The 16,340-nt window shown below is 68.5% G+C and carries 15 protein-coding genes; 7 read left to right on the top strand and 8 right to left on the bottom strand.

Going from position 1 to position 16,340, the window contains the following annotated elements; all coding sequences use genetic code 11:
- Nucleotides 1-924: 924 nt before the first annotated feature.
- The gene (locus ACIP8W_RS21345) at nucleotides 925-1,170 is read right to left on the bottom strand and encodes a LysE family transporter (protein ID WP_401957926.1); all 246 of its coding nucleotides are present in this window, start codon (nucleotides 1,168-1,170) and stop codon (nucleotides 925-927) included.
- Between the two features lie 20 nt (nucleotides 1,171-1,190).
- On the opposite strand from ACIP8W_RS21345, the gene ACIP8W_RS21340 reads away from it, so the two are divergent.
- Nucleotides 1,191-2,768, top strand: coding sequence for a recombinase family protein (locus tag ACIP8W_RS21340; protein WP_401957925.1), 1,578 nt, complete (start codon nucleotides 1,191-1,193; stop codon nucleotides 2,766-2,768).
- A 65-nt stretch (nucleotides 2,769-2,833) separates the two neighbouring features.
- On the opposite strand, the gene ACIP8W_RS21335 is transcribed toward ACIP8W_RS21340, so the two are convergent.
- Both ACIP8W_RS21335 and leuE read right to left on the bottom strand, forming a co-directional pair.
- Nucleotides 2,834-3,604 carry a transposase gene (locus ACIP8W_RS21335; RefSeq protein ID WP_401957923.1) on the bottom strand — a complete coding sequence of 257 codons (771 nt, stop codon included), beginning with the start codon at nucleotides 3,602-3,604 and terminating at the stop codon, nucleotides 2,834-2,836.
- 295 nt (nucleotides 3,605-3,899) lie between these two features.
- Entirely contained in the window at nucleotides 3,900-4,556 is a 657-nt protein-coding gene (leuE, locus tag ACIP8W_RS21330) for a leucine efflux protein LeuE (protein WP_401957920.1), read from the bottom strand.
- 179 nt (nucleotides 4,557-4,735) lie between these two features.
- Between leuE and ACIP8W_RS21325 the strand changes: the two genes are divergently transcribed.
- Nucleotides 4,736-5,644, top strand: coding sequence for a peptidoglycan-binding protein (locus tag ACIP8W_RS21325; RefSeq protein WP_401957939.1), 909 nt, complete (start codon nucleotides 4,736-4,738; stop codon nucleotides 5,642-5,644).
- Nucleotides 5,645-5,976: 332 nt separating this feature from the next.
- Here the strand turns inward: ACIP8W_RS21325 and ACIP8W_RS21320 are convergent, their stop codons facing one another.
- The 5 genes from ACIP8W_RS21320 to ACIP8W_RS21300 all read right to left on the bottom strand — a co-directional run bounded on the left by ACIP8W_RS21320 (nucleotide 5,977) and on the right by ACIP8W_RS21300 (nucleotide 11,681).
- Complete coding sequence (locus ACIP8W_RS21320) at nucleotides 5,977-7,251, bottom strand: hypothetical protein (RefSeq protein ID WP_402204147.1); 1,275 nt, start codon at nucleotides 7,249-7,251, stop codon at nucleotides 5,977-5,979.
- Complete coding sequence (locus ACIP8W_RS21315; RefSeq protein WP_402204164.1) at nucleotides 7,251-8,054, bottom strand: RNA polymerase sigma factor; 804 nt, start codon at nucleotides 8,052-8,054, stop codon at nucleotides 7,251-7,253. The genes ACIP8W_RS21320 and ACIP8W_RS21315 overlap by 1 nt, the downstream gene beginning before the upstream one ends.
- Nucleotides 8,055-8,443: 389 nt before the next feature.
- Nucleotides 8,444-9,085, bottom strand: a complete 642-nt coding sequence (locus tag ACIP8W_RS21310) for a hypothetical protein (protein WP_402204146.1) — start codon at nucleotides 9,083-9,085, stop codon at nucleotides 8,444-8,446.
- 269 nt (nucleotides 9,086-9,354) lie between these two features.
- The gene (locus ACIP8W_RS21305; RefSeq protein ID WP_402204144.1) at nucleotides 9,355-9,858 is read right to left on the bottom strand and encodes a hypothetical protein; all 504 of its coding nucleotides are present in this window, start codon (nucleotides 9,856-9,858) and stop codon (nucleotides 9,355-9,357) included.
- A 188-nt stretch (nucleotides 9,859-10,046) separates the two neighbouring features.
- The gene (locus ACIP8W_RS21300; protein WP_402204143.1) at nucleotides 10,047-11,681 is read right to left on the bottom strand and encodes a glycoside hydrolase family 20 protein; all 1,635 of its coding nucleotides are present in this window, start codon (nucleotides 11,679-11,681) and stop codon (nucleotides 10,047-10,049) included.
- A 417-nt stretch (nucleotides 11,682-12,098) separates the two neighbouring features.
- Between ACIP8W_RS21300 and ACIP8W_RS21295 the strand changes: the two genes are divergently transcribed.
- The 5 genes from ACIP8W_RS21295 to ACIP8W_RS21275 all read left to right on the top strand — a co-directional run bounded on the left by ACIP8W_RS21295 (nucleotide 12,099) and on the right by ACIP8W_RS21275 (nucleotide 16,297).
- The gene (locus ACIP8W_RS21295; RefSeq protein ID WP_401957910.1) at nucleotides 12,099-12,689 is read left to right on the top strand and encodes a 2-oxo-4-hydroxy-4-carboxy-5-ureidoimidazoline decarboxylase; all 591 of its coding nucleotides are present in this window, start codon (nucleotides 12,099-12,101) and stop codon (nucleotides 12,687-12,689) included.
- A 168-nt stretch (nucleotides 12,690-12,857) separates the two neighbouring features.
- Nucleotides 12,858-13,238 carry a succinate dehydrogenase, cytochrome b556 subunit gene (gene sdhC / locus ACIP8W_RS21290; RefSeq protein ID WP_401957908.1) on the top strand — a complete coding sequence of 127 codons (381 nt, stop codon included), beginning with the start codon at nucleotides 12,858-12,860 and terminating at the stop codon, nucleotides 13,236-13,238.
- An 8-nt stretch (nucleotides 13,239-13,246) separates the two neighbouring features.
- Nucleotides 13,247-13,732 (top strand): succinate dehydrogenase hydrophobic membrane anchor subunit, encoded by a 486-nt coding sequence (locus ACIP8W_RS21285; RefSeq protein ID WP_401957906.1) that lies wholly within the window; start codon nucleotides 13,247-13,249, stop codon nucleotides 13,730-13,732.
- 22 nt (nucleotides 13,733-13,754) lie between these two features.
- Nucleotides 13,755-15,509, top strand: a complete 1,755-nt coding sequence (sdhA, locus tag ACIP8W_RS21280; protein ID WP_401957904.1) for a succinate dehydrogenase flavoprotein subunit — start codon at nucleotides 13,755-13,757, stop codon at nucleotides 15,507-15,509.
- Nucleotides 15,509-16,297, top strand: a complete 789-nt coding sequence (locus tag ACIP8W_RS21275; RefSeq protein ID WP_401957901.1) for a succinate dehydrogenase iron-sulfur subunit — start codon at nucleotides 15,509-15,511, stop codon at nucleotides 16,295-16,297. Before sdhA ends, ACIP8W_RS21275 begins: the two co-directional genes overlap by 1 nt.
- The last annotated feature ends 43 nt before the right edge of the window (nucleotides 16,298-16,340 follow it).

Raw genomic sequence — 16,340 nt, 5'->3', positions numbered from 1 at the left:
ACGGCTCGAACATCTCCGCCGCGAAGTCCTCCAGATCACACCGGACCGCAGCCAACTCCTCACTCAGCACACCCGATCAACGACACGACCGATCAGGAGGACACGCCATCACAGACCGCACATGACCAAGCCCTACTAGGGACGGCCACCCCTTCGCGGTTCCACGACACCCCGCCGCGACGCCGCCTGCCGGGCTGTGGGCATGGCGCCGTCGCGCCAGTCACCACCGGCCGAAGGCCGCACATCCAGCCGGACCGCCCCCGGTCAGTCTTCTATTGTTTTCCGCAAAGCACTCGAAATATATTTGACATTGGAAAGGTTCTGCCCGAGATCGAACGGCGCCAGACGAAAACAGGGCCTGCCGCGAATCACCACCGACGTACCTTCTCCGCTTTCGCGAACTTCACGACCACGAGTTGCGCATACCCCGCCCCGTCCTGCGGTTTCCGAATAGCTCGAAGACTCCCCGAGAGGGACCCGGAATCAACAAAACGGAAATTACCCAAAGCATGCATGATGCTCAACGATATTTTCATCGCGCTCTTGGGAGATCCGGGGAGGGTGACGACCTCCTCATGACCGGAGGACATCGTTTCCGGCGTGACGGGGAACCCGAGGGATCGGATTTTACGCGCGTGCAGACAGCCGAACGTGAGCATGACCACGATAAACCCGGCCAGCAGGACACCGAAGGTGACCGCCGCGCAGCCCCCGCTTCACCGAGGGAGCGGAAACCCGCTTCGCCGGAGAAGCGGAAGAAAACGGCGATGAAACGCAAGGAACCCGGCGGCGTAGGCGGCTCCATACATCACGGAGCGCACGGCGACATAAACAAGAGACTTCATCATGATGATAAATCGATTCCCCGACATCGCCGGCCCGCACCGGGAAGGATCTCGGTGGACCGGGCCCCTGCGGACCGTCTCAGACGCCGCTCGCCGAGAGCTTCACCGCGAAGCCCAGGAACAGCGCACCCGCCGCCGTCGTCATGCCTGCCGAGAGGCGTTTGCGGCGGCGGAAGGCGGCGGCCAGGTGGGTGCCGCCGAATATCAGGGCGGAGAGGTAGAGCGCGCTGGCGATGTTGGCGACCAGGCCCAGCAGGACGAACGACAGCGCGGGGTGCGCGTAGTGAGGGTCGACGAACTGGACGAAGAACGTTCCAGAATCCAACTGCCTGTACGCTCGCGCCCATGACCGCTACGAAGACCGCTCCCGAGTGGACCCCTGACGAACTGGCAGAGCTGGCCGAACTCCAGGCCCGCAACGATGCGCTACCGGAGGGTGCGCCCCGTGGGCTCCTGTCGGTACGCCTGTCCATCCTCACGGAGGACACCACCAGCCCAGCGCGGCAGGAACTTGACCTTCGCCGCCATGCCATCCGAGAGGGCGTCAGGGTTGTCGGCGTGGCCAGGGACCTTGGGGTCTCCGCGACCAAGAAAGCGCCTTGGGAGCGTAAGGAACTTGGAGATTGGCTTAACAACCGGATACCTGAGTTCGACCTGATTCTGTTCTGGAAGCTGGACCGGTTCATTAGGCGAATTTCCGACCTACACGAGGTCATCAAGTGGTGCGAGAAGTTCGGGAAGAACCTGATTTCCCTGAATGACACGCTGGACCTGTCATCTCCCATGGCCCAGGCAATGGTGACATTCGTCGCGGCAGTTGCAGAGATTGAAGCCGCCAACACCAAAACCCGCGTTTCATCCCACTGGGAATACACTAAGCAGCAGGACCAATGGCGTATCGGTAAGCCATCGTATGGCTACAAGACTGGCAGGGTGCGCGGGAAACTCCGCCTAGTACAAGACCCCAAGCAAGCGCGGGCAGTGCGCTACATGTACCAAGCTGCGATGCGGGGGGTTCCGGCAAACCGAATCGCTAAGGTCCTAGACAGGGCCAAGGTTCCGACCTACAGCAACGGGAAATGGAACAACCAGCAAGTTCTCAGGACCCTTAGGAATCCTGCCGTCAAGGGGCTTCGCACCGAGGGAGGAACGAAGGCGGTCACCTACAAATCCACACCGGTACTGGACAAGAACGGTCAGGAAATCAGGGTCACGGATAACCCGATCTTGACTGATGAAGAGTTCGAGAACGTACAAGCAGCACTTGCCACCCGCTCGAAGAACAAGCGCCGTCATGAGAAGAACCGCCGTCCTACCAGGTTCCTCGGTGTCATGAAACACCAGTGCGGTAGAAACGTTAACGAAACGAACAACTACAAGGCACTTTCCACCGGCGAAGTGAAAGAGTATCGATATCTGCGATGCCCCGAGTGCCGGAAGCCAGGGTTTGTGACACCGGACCCTGAACATGTGTACTCGGCTCTGGCGCAAGCCGTCTTTGAGGCCCTGGGAGATTTCGAGGTGATCCGCCGCGAGTACGCCCGAGGCGACGAGAACAGGCGTGAGCGGAAGCGACTGGAAGACTCCATTGCCTACTACATGTCCGGGCTGGAGCCCGGCGGAAGGTTCGATAAGGCCGGATTCATTCGCGAAAAGGCAGATACCACGCTAGACGCTCTCATGAACGACTTGACGAAGATCGACCCGGAGTCCACAAAAGACAGGTGGGTCTACGAAAGCACCGGCATTACCTACAGCCAACATTGGAAGACCGGTGGTGTAGAAGCCATGGAAAAAGATCTACTGAGCGCCGGAATCACTTTTGAACTTGGAAAACAGGACGATGGTGAATTGTTGGGGCGATTGATCATTCCGCACGATGTTGAGAAGCGACTGATCAGGATGGACAACGACTGGACTTAAGGGCTGTCCCGTAAATGATCTTTGTGTTGTCTCGGGAGGAGTAGGCCGCGGGACGGCCCGCTGGCCTATCCGGCGAGGGCGAGGTTGTGCATCCGGGCGATGCCGAGCATGGCGTGGTGGACGCCGTCGCCTTTGAGGCGGCAGTCGCGGAGGATCTTCCAGGTCTTCATGCGGGCGAAGACGTGCTCGACACGGGCGCGTACATGTTTGTGGGACTTGTTGTGTCTCTCTTTCCAGTCCGGGAGTTCGGCCTGCCCGCGCTGTCTGCGGTGAGGGATGACGAGTCCGGTGCCCGGGTAGCCGCCGTCGGCGATCGTGAGGGTCTTGCCGACGGCGGCCTCGGCGCCGGATTCCTCCCACGCCTTGCAGTCGTTGCGGTTCCCGGCCAGCGGTCGGCCGACCACGACGACCAGGCGGGTGTCGGCGTCGATGACGACCTGGTGGTTGGTGGAGTACCGATAGTTCTTCGACCGCTCGGCGATCGTGTGGTCGCGGGTGGGCACCAGGGTGCCGTCGACGATGAGCACGGTGTCCTTGGCGAACCGCTTGCGGGGCTGGAGCGCGAGCATCGGCCCGAGGTGGTCGATGATCCGGTCCGCTGCCGACTTCGACACCCCGAACAGCGGCGCGAGCTGCCGCATGGTGAGGTTCGTGCGCCAGTACGTGGCGACCAACAACGCCCGGTCCTCCAGCGGAAGGCTCCACGGCCGGCCCTTGCGGACGGCTTCCGCACCCTCGCGTCGCAGCACGGTCACCAGCTTGCCGAACTGCCGCGGGCTCAGCCCGGTGAACGGGGCTATCCAGGACGGCTCCGACGCCGTGATCACACCAGCCACATCAAGATCATCTCACCCGTGACCAGCAGTTACGGGACAGCCCTTAGAGGGCTGGCAAAGCCTCTGAGAACTCAGGACGCCTCAGGGCCACTCACAGCCGTGACGGTGAGTGGCTGTCGCTTCCGCCTGCTGGGCGTGCTGACAAGGGCCGAGAACGGGGTGACCTTGGGGGGCTCCTGGGACTCCTTGGGGAGCCTCTTGGGCAGGCCGAGGGCTCCCAGTGCCTCATGCTGCTCTTGGAGGCCCATGCGGGCGAACAGGGCCGCAGCATCGTCAAGTTGAGACACGTCAGCCCCTACACGCTTGCCAGAGACAGCTTGACGGCGAACCCCAGGAAGAGCACCCCGGCGGCCGAGGTGGCCCCCGCACTGAGCGTCCTCCGACGACGGAACGCAGCAGCTAGACGAGACCCGCCGAAGATGAGCGCAGACAGGTACAACACGCTTGCCAACTGGGCGAGTACGCCCAGAGTCACGAAGCCCATGACCGGGTTGGACTCTGACACGAACTGCACGAAGAACGAGATGAAGAACAGGATCGCCTTCGGGTTGAGCAGGCTGATCACCAGGGCGCGCCGGTACGGGCGCTCGACCGCCGCCGTCTCCGGCGCCGCCTCCCGGACCGTTTCCGGGGTCGCCTGCTCGTTCCTCTCCCGCCACAGCGACCACGCCGAGCGGAGCATCCCGATCGCCAGCCAGGTCAGGTATCCGGCGCCCGCGTACTTGACGATGCCGAAGAGCAGCGCGTTGCCCTGGAGGAGCGAGGCGACGCCCGCCGCGGAGAGCACCATCAGTACGGTGTCGCCGCACCAGACGCCCGCGGCGGCCGTATAGCCCGCGCGGATCCCGCGCCGGGCCGCGACCGACAGCACGTAGAGCGAGTTCGGGCCCGGCAGGAGAACGATCAGAACGACGCCGACCAGGTAGGTCGGCAGGTCAGTGACACCCAGCATGGACCGGAGTGTGACATACACACCGGTCCGGATGTCAGGTGCGTCCGACCGTCGGACACCTGACCTCGATGGGTGCCCGCGCGTGAACATCGCCGAGTCCATGGGCCGCCGCCCCCGGAAGTGCTTCCCTTGTGTGCGTAGTGATGGTGCGTGTGATTTCCGAAGCGGAGGGGGACGAGATGCTCAGGACATCCGTACTGTGCAGAGGGCTCGCCACTGCCGCCGTACTGGCCGTGAGCGTCGGCTGTACGGTACGACCGGCCACCGCCGGTCCGGACGGCGACGCCAAACCGGGCGGAGGCGGGGCCGTGGGGGCGAACGTCGCCGCCACGCCCGTACCAGTTGAAGAGAGGGCAGAAGCGGCGGAAGAGGCCGAGACGCCTGCACCGACTCCCACGCCCACTCCTCCCCCTTCGCCCACCCCCGTCGCCGTGAAACCCGCCCCCACGCCCACCCCCGAAGCCCTCATGACCCCCGGTTCCACCAGCGATCAGGTACGGGAACTCCAGGCCCGGCTGCGGCAGATCGGTTACTTCGAGCGCTCCCCCACCGGCTACTACGGCACCCTCACCACCTCCGCCGTCGCCGCCTTCCAGGCCAAGCGCGGCCTTCCCCGTACCGGCGTGACCGATGTCGTCACCTGGCAGCGGCTGCTCGCCATGACCGAGGAGCCGTCCCGCGACGAGTTGCGGCCGCCCACCACCCAGCAGGTCGCCGCGCCGGATCCGCGGTGCGTGGAGGGGCGGGTGTTGTGCATCAGCAAGAACAGCAGCACGCTCTCCTGGATGGTCGACGGCACGGTGCTGTCGTCGATGGACGTGCGCTTCGGCTCGCAGTACACCCCCACCCGCGAGGGCGTCTTCAGCGTGGGGTGGAAGTCCCGGGACCATGTCTCGACGCTGTACGACACCCCCATGCCGTACGCGATGTTCTTCAGCGGCGGCCAGGCCGTCCACTACTCGGCGGACTTCGCGGCCCGGGGCTACACGGGCGCCTCGCACGGCTGCGTCAATGTCCGGGACCGGGAGAAGGTCGCCTCACTCTTCGACCAGGTCCGGGTCGGCGACAAGGTGGTCATCTACTGGTGAACGGCGCCGAGTTCGGAAGACCGCCGGCCCGCGCGCGACGACCGTCGCGGTGGAGGCCGGGGCCGTCACGGCCACCCGGATCACCCATGCCGGCCATATGCTGGCTCACTCCACGGCAGCGGCGACACACATCGGCGCGTTCTGGCCGTACTCACTTGTCTGCGGAGCTGATGAACTGATCCCGGAGACGGGAGAGGGCGCGGGCGGGACCGGGGGAACGTGTCCCGCCCGCGCCGAGTGCGCTGAGCCGCAGGTACGGGGGGAACCCCGGCTCGATGCGCCGCCGATGACCAGTCGGCTCACTCAGTACTGCGCCATGACCGGGAAAAACGTCACACCGGCCGGACGGACGGCAGGGGCCACGAGTCCTCCGGTACGTCCGGCATGCCCCCCGGATCGCCGCCCCGCGCGTCTTCGGGTGACCCCTCCGGGAGTGGCACGGAAGGCGTCGCGCTCACCGGTTCCGGCGCGGACGGCGGCGGGGAGTCCGACGGACGGATCGACGGGTGGTTCGGCGGTCCGGGCGGAGCCGGCCCGGGACCGCCCGGTGCGCCCTCGCCCTCTCCTTCCCCGCCGCCGCCCCTGTCCTCGCCGGGGCCGTTCCGGTCCCCGCCCCGGCCTCCGCCCGTACCCGTACCCGTACCGGTCGCCGGGTCGTCCAGCAGCCCGGCGCAGAAGAGCGCGGCGCCCCGGGGGCCGTCCGCCGCCGTCTCCAGGGCCTGCTTGCGCGCCCGGTCGAGGGCGCCGCTGCGGTAGACGCGGCAGACCTTGGCGTTCTCCCGGTACCACCGGCGGGCCTCGGCGTCGGCGCCGGGGCCCGGGCGGTCCCGGTGCCTTCCGGACGGGCCGATGGGGACGTCCACCGCACCGGGGCGCGCTTCGTCCGCAGCGCCGCTCTTCTCGGCCTTCCCGGACTTCTCGGCCTTCCCGGCCTTCCCGGCCTTCCCGGTGCGGCTGTCGTTCCCGGAGGGGGCAGAAGTACGTCCCGAAGAGCCACCCGCCCCGGGCACGGGCACATCCGCATCCCCAGCGACTCCCGTGCCCCCCGTGCCCTCCGCGGATTCCCTGCGGCCGCCCCCGCCCCTGCTCGCGTCCCCGGCCTCGGCCGCGGCCGCGACCTCCCGGTCCGGCGAGGTGGCCGCCGAGACGGAGTGGGCGGGGGCGCCGCCGGTCGCCGGGGAGAACAGCGCGGGGATCATGCCCACGGCCGCGGCCACGGCGACACCGCCCAGCGCGCACCCCACCACCAGCGCCCCCGGCGCCCGGCGCCGGGCGCCGCCCGGACCTCCGGGTCCGGGGGGCGGTGCGAGGGTCAGCCGTACGGTTCCCAGCAGATCCTGTACGGCCGCGCCCGGCCCGGACGTACGGCCGACCGCACTTCCACGGGCCGCGGCGGACTGCCGGAAGGCTGCCAGCGCGGCGGCTTCGCCGGGGAGTTCCCCGGCGTTCGTACCGTTTGCGTACGTAACGGACGCCATGTCCCGCAGGGCTTCGGAGAGCAGCTCCGTGCGGCCCCGGATACCGTCGTCCAGGGCCTCTACCTGCTCCCCGCGCAGCAGTCTTTCCGCCGCGTCTTTGTCGAGCCACGCGTCATGCTCGTCGGCCATCACATGTCATTCTGCGTCCGCAGGCGCGAATGCGTCACACCCGCGGACGCCGCGATCCCCTGGCTGAAGACCCGCCGCGGGGGTACGCCGCCGAGCCCCGCGCGACGGCCCCTGTCACCGTGGCCTGCCCGGCGGTTCGTATCGCCACCCATGTCGCCCATGTCGCCCGCGCCACCGGCCGAGCCGTCGTACGTACCGCTTTCCGAACCCGAAACCGCGTCCAGGCCCCCTCCCGAAGCCGCGCCCGGAACCTCGCCCGCCTCCAGCAGCTCCGCCAGCCGTTTGAGTCCCCGGTGCGCGGCCGTCCGCACCGCGCCGGGGCGTTTGCCCAGCGTCCGGGCCGCGCTCTTCGCGTCGAGTCCGACGACCACCCGCAGGACGACCGCCTCGGCCTGGTCCTGCGGCAGTTGCGCGATCAGCGCCATGGTCCGGCCGGTGGCCAGGGCCTCCATCGCCTCGTCCGCCGTGTCGGACTCGGCGGGCTTCCCGGCCAGCTCGGTCTCGTCGGCGCCGATGGCCGGGCGTCTGCCGCGCATCCGTATGTGGTCGAGGGCGCGGTTACGGGCTATCCGCGCCGTCCAGCCACGGAAACGGTCCGCGTCCCCGGTGAAGCGGCCGAGGTCGCGGGCGATCTGGAGCCATGCCTCGGAGGCCACGTCCTCGGCGTCCGCCTCACCGACGAGTGTCCGCAAATAGCCCAGAAGCCGCGGATGCACCGCGCGATACACAGTCCGGAAGGCGTTCTCGTCCCCGTCCTGTGCCGCGAGCACCGCGGCGGTCAGCTCCGCGTCGTCCCCCAGCACTCCCACAACCCGCCCTGAAACCCTGCCCAGCAGCCTGCCGCGCAAGCTGTCCTGAAATCGCGGTCGGTCACCGCCGCGCCCCCCTCGCGCCTACCCCATGCGCCCTCTGCACGCTACGGCCTCCCGGGGTCCGCGTCCACGCTTTGCACGCCGTTTGTACATATTTCAACAGCCTAGGGAACCCCTGGCACGACCCGCACCCGGGGGGTGGTGTGACAGAAAACGAGTCGCCGACGCTGTGTGGAGTACGGGGCCGTACTGCGGCTCCGGCGGAAGGCGACCGGGGTCTCTCCTGTGGGGGGTGGCGGCCCCGGTCGTCCTCCCTGCAACCCGGGCACATTCGTCCGAATACTTCCGGTCACACCCATTTACCTCACCCGCCTCTCGGTTCAGCTCCGCGCCCGCGCCCGTCGTGAGACCACCGCGCGCAGCACCCGCTGCCCCTCGACCGAGGTGTCCATGGCCTCGCGCAGTCCACCCGTGCCCTCCGTGTCGGCCAGGATCTCCAGGATCCGGATCTGCCTCCGCAGCTCCCCGGCGACCAGCGGGCCGATGCCGTCGCCCCCCTCAGAGGCGTCCACCGCGTCCGGCGCGCCCGCCACGTCCTCGCGCCGACGCGCCAGCTGATCCGGCGCGTCGGCGCCGCTGTCGCCCACCGCGTCGAGCTTCTGGTGGATCTCCAGCGCGACGACGGAGCAGGTGTCCGCCCAGGCGCGCAGCGGTTCGGCGGCCCAGTCGGCCGGCGCGGAGCCGAGCATGGTCCGTACGAGCGTGGTGGTGACGTCGACCGCCGCGGCATCGACCGCCGCGCCACCCTCGGCGATCTCGACGGCGATGGCGTCGTCCAGCGCTATCCGCGCGGCGGCCAGCCGCCGTGGCCAGTCGCGCTCACCGCTGACGACGGCCGCCCACAGGGGCCGCAGGACATCGGTCGCCTCGGAGAACAGCGGCAGACACCGCTCCAGGCAGGCCACGCCGCTCGCGGCGAGACCTCGCTCGTCGGCTTGTGCGATCAGCTTCACCAGGCTCATTCACATCTCCCGTCGCCTCGTGGGCGCAGCAGTGGCCAACACCGAGTCAGCACCGGTCACCGTCCGGGCCGCACCCGAGCCGTATCCGGGCAGCACCGCCTGGTACTGACCAGTACTGACCAGTACTGCGTCAAAGAGCGGGAAAACGTCACTCGCTCATCGCGCGTAGATCGTGTACAGACCACTCATACGTCACACGCAGACACCACGCAGCCGCCCCCGGGGCCCGCCCTCGCCCGCTCACTCAACAGCGGCGGACACACCGGGAGTTACCGGGACCCGGGAATCCCGAGCCCGTCCAGCAGCCGGAAGAACAGGTCCTCGGCGAGCGAGTCCGGCCACCGCGCGTGCAGTACGTCGAGGAGCGGGCCCGGATCGACCTCGCTGCCCGCCTCGACGGCCCAGTCGACGGCGCGCCGGGCCGCGTCCTCCTCGGGCAGGAACAGCTCTTCGAGCGCCATGCCGCTCGCGGAGAGGTGCCGGGCCATCGACTCCCTGGCCAGACAGGCGTACCAGGACCCGCTTCTGGGCGCCGCCGCCTCCACCGCCACGCACTCGCTGTCCATGACGAAGCCGAAGAGCACCGGCGATCCCATGGCGCGGGCCAGCGCGCCCATGTCGCCGACGTCGGGTTCGCTGGGGTGCTGCCACACCTGCCAGCCGCCCGGCCGCTGTTCGCGCAGGGTCAGCTCGCGGCGGACGGCGGCCAGCGCCGGCAGCTCGGCGAGCGGCCGCTCGCTCCGGCCGACGAGGAAGTAACCCCAGAACCCCATACCCGCCACTCCCCCGACTCCCCGCGCCCCACGTAGACGCTTCCACCCTCACCCGGGCGGGAACCGCCGGAATCCGGGCCGCGCGGACCTGCCACAAGGCCGACACCGGGCCATCACCCCGCATACGCAAGGGGAGGCGGGCCGTCCGCAAGAGGACGGCCCCCCTCCCTCACCCCGTACCGGACGCGTCACCCCGTACCGGCGCCGCCGCGCACCTTCCCCGCGAGCGCCGTGAACCCGCTCCAGCCCAGCGACGGCTTGTCCGGGTTCCAGGTCTTCTGCGCGACCGCCGCCAGCGGCAGCCTGATCCCCGCCGCCACCTGGTCCTGCGTCTGCGCGTTGGGGAAGTCGCCCCAGATCGCGAACATCCCGCCCTGTATCTGCTTCGAGTACGACGCGGGCACCGCCGCCGTCCTGCGCAGCACCAGCGGGGTCCACTGCTCGTAGATCCGCTGCCCGGTCGGGTAGACGAAGTTGTTGGGCTGGCCGAGCACGTAATACAGGTACTCGTCGTTGAAGTTCAGGACCTGGCGCCCGGCGCTCAGATACTCCTCCGGCGGCCGCATGCCCAGCTCCCTGCCAGTCCAGTACTGGACCTCCAGCGCCGGGTTCGCCTTGACGACACCGCCCCGGAAGAGGCCGTCGTTCCAGATCTTGAACTTCTTCTTGTACGAGGAGAGCGCCGCCGCCCGGTCGTTGGTCCAGCCGGTGGTCAGATCCTTGACCGTGGCGCCCTTCCCGTACTTCTGTACGGCGGCGGCCGCCAGCTTCGGGTACGACGCCTGCGGGTCACGGACCACCAGCGCCTGGTACTCGTCGGCGCCGAGGTTCCAGTACGGCCCCTTGAACAGGGCGGCGAACTCGCGGTCCAGCTCGTCCACGATCTTCGCCGACGCGGGCAGCGAGATGTCGATCGCGCCCTTCGTGGCCACCCCGTTGACATTGCGGAGCTGGAGGTCCGGGTGGGCGGCCAGCACCGCGCCGAGGTGTCCGGGCGAGTCGATCTCCGGGACGACGGTGATGTGCAGCTGGTCCGCGAGCGCCAGGATCCTCCGCACCTCGGCCTGGGAGAGATGTTGCGCCGAGACGATCTCGGGGTGGCTGGTGGACTCGATGCGGAAGCCCTGGTCGTCGGAGAAGTGCAGCCCCAGCATGTTCAGCTTGAGGTCGGCCATCTCGCGCAGCCGGGCCTCGATCCAGGCCGGGCTGTAGTACTTACGGGCGATGTCGAGGTTCAGCCCGCGCTGGACGCGGGCCGGGCTGTCGCGTACGACGCCCTCCGGCATCACGCCGTCGGCGCGTAGCGACTGCTTGAGCGTGCGGGTGCCGTAGAACACCCCCGCCTGGTCGGGCCCGGTGATCCGGACCCGGCCGCCGCTCGTGGTGAGGGTGTACGACTCGGCGATGCCCGCTCCGCTCGCGAGCGCCAGCTCCACATCACCGGCGCGGGCGGCGGCGGTGCCCCGGTAGGCGATCTTCAGCTCCTGGGAGAGCAGCTTGCCCTCGTCCGCCAGACCCTCGCTACCGGTGGCTATGACGACCCCGCTCTGCGCGCCGGGCCGCCAGCCGGGGCCACGGGCCGCCTCGTGGTTGCGTACGGAGGGAATGGCGCGCGGCGCGGTGGAGAGCGGATACGACCGGGTGGGCGAGGGCGGGGCGGCGGGGCCGGTGGTGGCCGCCGTGGCCTTGGACGCCTGTCTGTCGTCCGAGGCGGCGGGAGAGGAACCGGTGTTCCCACCTCCCGCGTCGCATCCCGCGACCGCGACGGCGGTGGCCAGCGCGACGACCGCGCCCGCCACCCGGGCTCCGGGGGATGACCGCATCACGTGAAACCTCCTGTGGACGATTTGGCGGCGAACGTGCGTACCGATTACGCCGAAGGTCCCACGCCGGCGCCCGCACCACGCACCTAAACGCTCCCATACGGGTGAAACGCGGGCGCCCGGAAGCGCGCGCCCAGGACCCTCCCGAACGCCCGCGCGCCCGCACAGCTCGCACCGGGCCCGCACACGGCTCGTACGGCTCGTACAGCTCGTACGGCTCGTACGGCGACACTCGCCCCCGTCGTACGGCGCCGGTCCTCCCGCTCAATGCGCCCAACTGCCCCTGCCCGCCCGTCCGTCCCTCTTTCAGCTGAACCCTCCCCCACCACGCAACCATCACCCCGCCGATCACGTCTGCCCATGCGTCCGGCCGGACGGCCGTTCAGCAGCCCCCCACGCCCGACACCGCCCCCCTCCGTGTCCGAGGAGCCCCCGCTGTCCCGCGCACCCCACTCCGGCGGCCCGAGCGGCCTCCGCCGTTTCAACACCGCCCCGCCCGACGCCGCCGAGGCCGCGCTGCTCACCTGTCTCGGCAGCCACCGCTGGGCCCAGCGGCTGGCCGCGCACCGCCCGTACCCGGATCTGGACGCGCTGCTCGCCGCGTCCGACGAGGCGGGGTACGACCTGTCGTTCACCGATCTCGCCGAGGCGCTGGCCGCCGAGTCCGCCCCGGGGCCGCCGCCGGGCGCCCCGTCCGCCGCGCGGACCGCGCTGAGCGCCGCGCACGCCGCGTACGAGAGCAGCTTCGGTCACGCGTTCGTGATCAGCCTCGACGAGCACCGTCCCGAGGAGTCCCTCGACCACGTGCTGGCCGGCATCAGGACCCGGCTCGGCCACGACCCCGATCACGAGCGCTCGGTCGCCGCCGACGAGCTGCGCCGACTCGCCCGAGGCCGGATTTCGCTGATGCTCGCGGAGGCGGAGCGGATCCACGAACAGCGTCGCGCCGGAAACGTGCGGGAATCGGACCATTCGGGATGCCCGGATAGCCCGTCCGTGGCCGTTTGATTGCCTGTTTGATCACACCTGGGCACCCGGCGTGAACGAACCGACAACTCGTCGCTACGATGGCCGGGGCCGGTGGACCGTACCCGGCCGGGCGCGACCGACACCACTGTGCTTGATTGAGTAGAAGATGGCGGCCGGCCCCGATCCCCGCTCCCGGAGGGTTTTTCCGTGCCGGCTGGAACGTTGTACCGCGGCCGGGAAGGAATGTGGTCGTGGGTGGCTCATCGAGTCACCGGCGTGCTCATCTTCTTCTTCCTGTTCGTACACGTGCTGGACACCGCTCTCGTCCGTGTCTCACCCGAGGCGTACGACGATGTCGTGGCAACCTACAAGACTCCGATCGTCGCGTTGCTTGAGTACGGCCTCGTGGCCGCAATTCTCTTCCACGCGCTCAACGGCCTGCGTGTCATCGCCGTGGACTTCTGGTCCAAGGGCCCGCGCTACCAGAAGCAGATGCTCTGGTCCGCCGTGGGCCTGTGGCTCGTCCTGATGGTGGGCGCCCTCTACCCCGTGCTCGGCCATGCCGTACGCGAAGTCTTCGGGAGCTGAGAGACCGCATGTCCACTGAGACTTCTTCCACGACTTCCGCGATCGGTTCGGTCGAGGGCGAGAGCCTGTACGACTCGGACTTCCCGGCTCCCATCATCGAGCCGCCGCGCAAGCGCACCTCGAAGACCCCGAAGTCGACCCGCGGCAACTTCGAGATGGCCGCGTGGCTCTTCATGCGTCTGTCCGGTGTCGTCCTGGTCGTACTGGTCCTCGGCCATCTGCTGATCCAGCTGGTGCTGGACGGCGGTGTGTCCAAGATCGGCTTCGCCTTCGTGGCCGGCCGCTGGGCCTCCCCGTTCTGGCAGGTCTGGGATCTGCTGATGCTGTGGCTGGCGATGCTGCACGGCGCCAACGGCCTGCGCACGATCATCAACGACTACGCGGAGCGCGCCAACACGCGCCTGTGGCTCAAGGGCCTGCTGTACACCGCCACGGTGTTCACCATCCTTCTCGGCTCGCTGGTGATCTTCACCTTCGACCCGAACATCCGCTAAAGCCGGGGCTGACGAGACTCTCATGAAGATCCATAAGTACGACACCGTCATCGTCGGCGCCGGTGGCGCCGGAATGCGCGCGGCCATCGAGGCCACCAAGCGCAGCCGTACCGCCGTGCTGACGAAGCTCTACCCGACCCGCTCCCACACCGGCGCCGCGCAGGGCGGCATGGCCGCCGCGCTCGCCAACGTGGAGGAGGACAACTGGGAGTGGCACACCTTCGACACGATCAAGGGCGGCGACTACCTGGTCGACCAGGACGCCGCCGAGATCCTGGCGAAGGAGGCCATCGACGCGGTCCTCGACCTGGAGAAGATGGGCCTGCCGTTCAACCGCACCCCGGACGGCACCATCGACCAGCGCCGCTTCGGCGGTCACTCCCGCAACCACGGCGAGGCCCCGGTCCGCCGGTCCTGCTACGCCGCGGACCGTACGGGCCACATGATCCTCCAGACGCTCTACCAGAACTGTGTCAAGGAGGGCGTGGAGTTCTTCAACGAGTTCTACGTCCTGGACCAGCTGATGACCGAGGTCGACGGGGTCAAGGTCTCCGCCGGTGTGGTCGCCTACGAGCTGGCCACCGGCGAGATCCACGTCTTCCAGGCGAAGGCCGTGATCTACGCGTCCGGCGGCACCGGCAAGTTCTTCAAGGTGACCTCCAACGCGCACACCCTGACCGGTGACGGCCAGGCCGCGTGCTACCGGCGCGGGCTGCCGCTGGAGGACATGGAGTTCTTCCAGTTCCACCCGACGGGCATCTGGCGCATGGGCATCCTGCTCACGGAGGGCGCCCGCGGTGAGGGCGGCATCCTCCGCAACAAGGACGGCGAGCGCTTCATGGAGAAGTACGCGCCCGTCATGAAGGACCTCGCCTCCCGCGACGTCGTGTCGCGCTCCATCTACACGGAGATCCGCGAGGGCCGCGGCTGCGGTCCCGAGGGCGACCACGTCTACCTCGACCTGACGCACCTGCCGCCGGAGCAGCTCGACGCCAAGCTGCCCGACATCACCGAGTTCGCGCGGACGTACCTGGGCATCGAGCCCTACACGGACCCGATCCCGATCCAGCCCACCGCGCACTACGCCATGGGCGGCATCCCCACCAACGTCCAGGGTGAGGTCCTCGCGGACAACACCACGGTCGTCCCGGGCCTGTACGCGGCCGGCGAGGTCGCCTGTGTCTCCGTGCACGGCGCCAACCGCCTCGGCACCAACTCGCTGCTCGACATCAACGTCTTCGGCAAGCGCTCGGGCATCGCCGCCGCCGAGTACTCCGCGAAGAACGACTACGTCGAGCTTCCCGAGAACCCGGCCGAGCAGGTCGAGGCCCAGGTCGAGCGGTTGCGCGAGTCCACGGGCAACGAGCGGGTCGCCGCGCTGCGCCTGGAGCTCCAGGAGACCATGGACGCCAACGTCATGGTGTTCCGTACGGAGCAGACGATCAAGACGGCCGTCGAGAAGATCGCCGAGCTGCGCGAGCGCTATCTGAACGTGTCCATCCAGGACAAGGGCCGGCGCTTCAACACGGACCTGCTGGAGGCCATCGAGCTGGGCAACCTGCTCGACCTGGCCGAGGTCATGGCCGTGTCCGCGCTCGCCCGCAAGGAGTCGCGCGGCGGTCACTACCGCGAGGACTTCCCGCACCGCGACGACGTCAACTTCATGCGCCACACCATGGCGTACCGCGAGGTCGGCGACGACGGCACGGCGTCGATCCGGCTCGACTACAAGCCGGTCGTCCAGACCCGCTACCAGCCGATGGAGCGTAAGTACTGATGGCTACCCCGACCATGGACAAGCTGGAGGCGCTGGAGGCGGACTCCACCTCCTCGCACCTCATCGCTGTCACCTTCCGCATCCGCCGCTTCAACCCCGAGGTCTCCGACGAGGTCCAGTGGCAGGACTTCCGGATCGACATCGATCCCAAGGAGCGGGTCCTCGACGCCCTCCACAAGATCAAGTGGGATCTGGACGGCACGCTGACGTTCCGGCGCTCCTGCGCGCACGGCATCTGCGGCTCGGACGCGATGCGGATCAACGGCCGTAACCGGCTGGCGTGCAAGACGCTGATCAAGGACCTGGTGTCGGTCGACAAGAACGGCGCGGTCACCAAGCCGGTCACGGTCGAGCCCATCAAGGGTCTCGCGGTCCTCAAGGACCTGATCGTGGACATGGACCCGTTCTTCCAGGCGTACCGGGACGTCATGCCGTTCCTGGTCACCAAGGGGAACGAGCCGACGCGTGAGCGCCTCCAGTCCGCCGAGGACCGCGAGCGCTTCGACGACACCACCAAGTGCATCCTGTGCGCGGCGTGCACGTCGTCCTGCCCGGTCTTCTGGAACGACGGGCAGTACTTCGGCCCGGCGGCGATCGTCAACGCCCACCGCTTCATCTTCGACTCGCGCGACGAGGCCGGGGAGCAGCGGCTGGAGATCCTCAACGACAAAGACGGCGTGTGGCGTTGCCGTACGACGTTCAACTGCACGGACGCCTGCCCGCGCGGTATCGAGGTCACGAAGGCGATCCAGGAAGTCAAGCGCGCGCTGATCACGCGCCGTTTCTGACGGTACGACAGGACGGCGCCGACTGCCGCTCCGGGGCCCGTTT

Source organism: Streptomyces sp. NPDC088554, from assembly GCF_044752945.1.
GTDB lineage: Bacteria > Actinomycetota > Actinomycetes > Streptomycetales > Streptomycetaceae > Streptomyces.
Note: the sequence above shows the minus strand (reverse complement) of the source record. Positions and strands in the feature narration are given on the sequence as shown.

Bases quoted from the DNA above. Each gene is read 5' to 3' on its own strand.
- sdhA (WP_401957904.1), top strand. From the start codon at position 13,755: ATGAAGATCCATAAGTACGACACCGTCATCGTCGGCGCCGGTGGCGCC.
- ACIP8W_RS21320 (WP_402204147.1), bottom strand. From the start codon at position 7,251: ATGGCCGACGAGCATGACGCGTGGCTCGACAAAGACGCGGCGGAAAGA.
- ACIP8W_RS21325 (WP_401957939.1), top strand. From the start codon at position 4,736: ATGCTCAGGACATCCGTACTGTGCAGAGGGCTCGCCACTGCCGCCGTA.
- ACIP8W_RS21310 (WP_402204146.1), bottom strand. From the start codon at position 9,085: ATGAGCCTGGTGAAGCTGATCGCACAAGCCGACGAGCGAGGTCTCGCC.
- ACIP8W_RS21275 (WP_401957901.1), top strand. From the start codon at position 15,509: ATGGCTACCCCGACCATGGACAAGCTGGAGGCGCTGGAGGCGGACTCC.
- ACIP8W_RS21305 (WP_402204144.1), bottom strand. From the start codon at position 9,858: ATGGGGTTCTGGGGTTACTTCCTCGTCGGCCGGAGCGAGCGGCCGCTC.
- ACIP8W_RS21285 (WP_401957906.1), top strand. From the start codon at position 13,247: ATGTCCACTGAGACTTCTTCCACGACTTCCGCGATCGGTTCGGTCGAG.
- ACIP8W_RS21300 (WP_402204143.1), bottom strand. From the start codon at position 11,681: ATGCGGTCATCCCCCGGAGCCCGGGTGGCGGGCGCGGTCGTCGCGCTG.
- ACIP8W_RS21340 (WP_401957925.1), top strand. From the start codon at position 1,191: ATGACCGCTACGAAGACCGCTCCCGAGTGGACCCCTGACGAACTGGCA.
- leuE (WP_401957920.1), bottom strand. From the start codon at position 4,556: ATGCTGGGTGTCACTGACCTGCCGACCTACCTGGTCGGCGTCGTTCTG.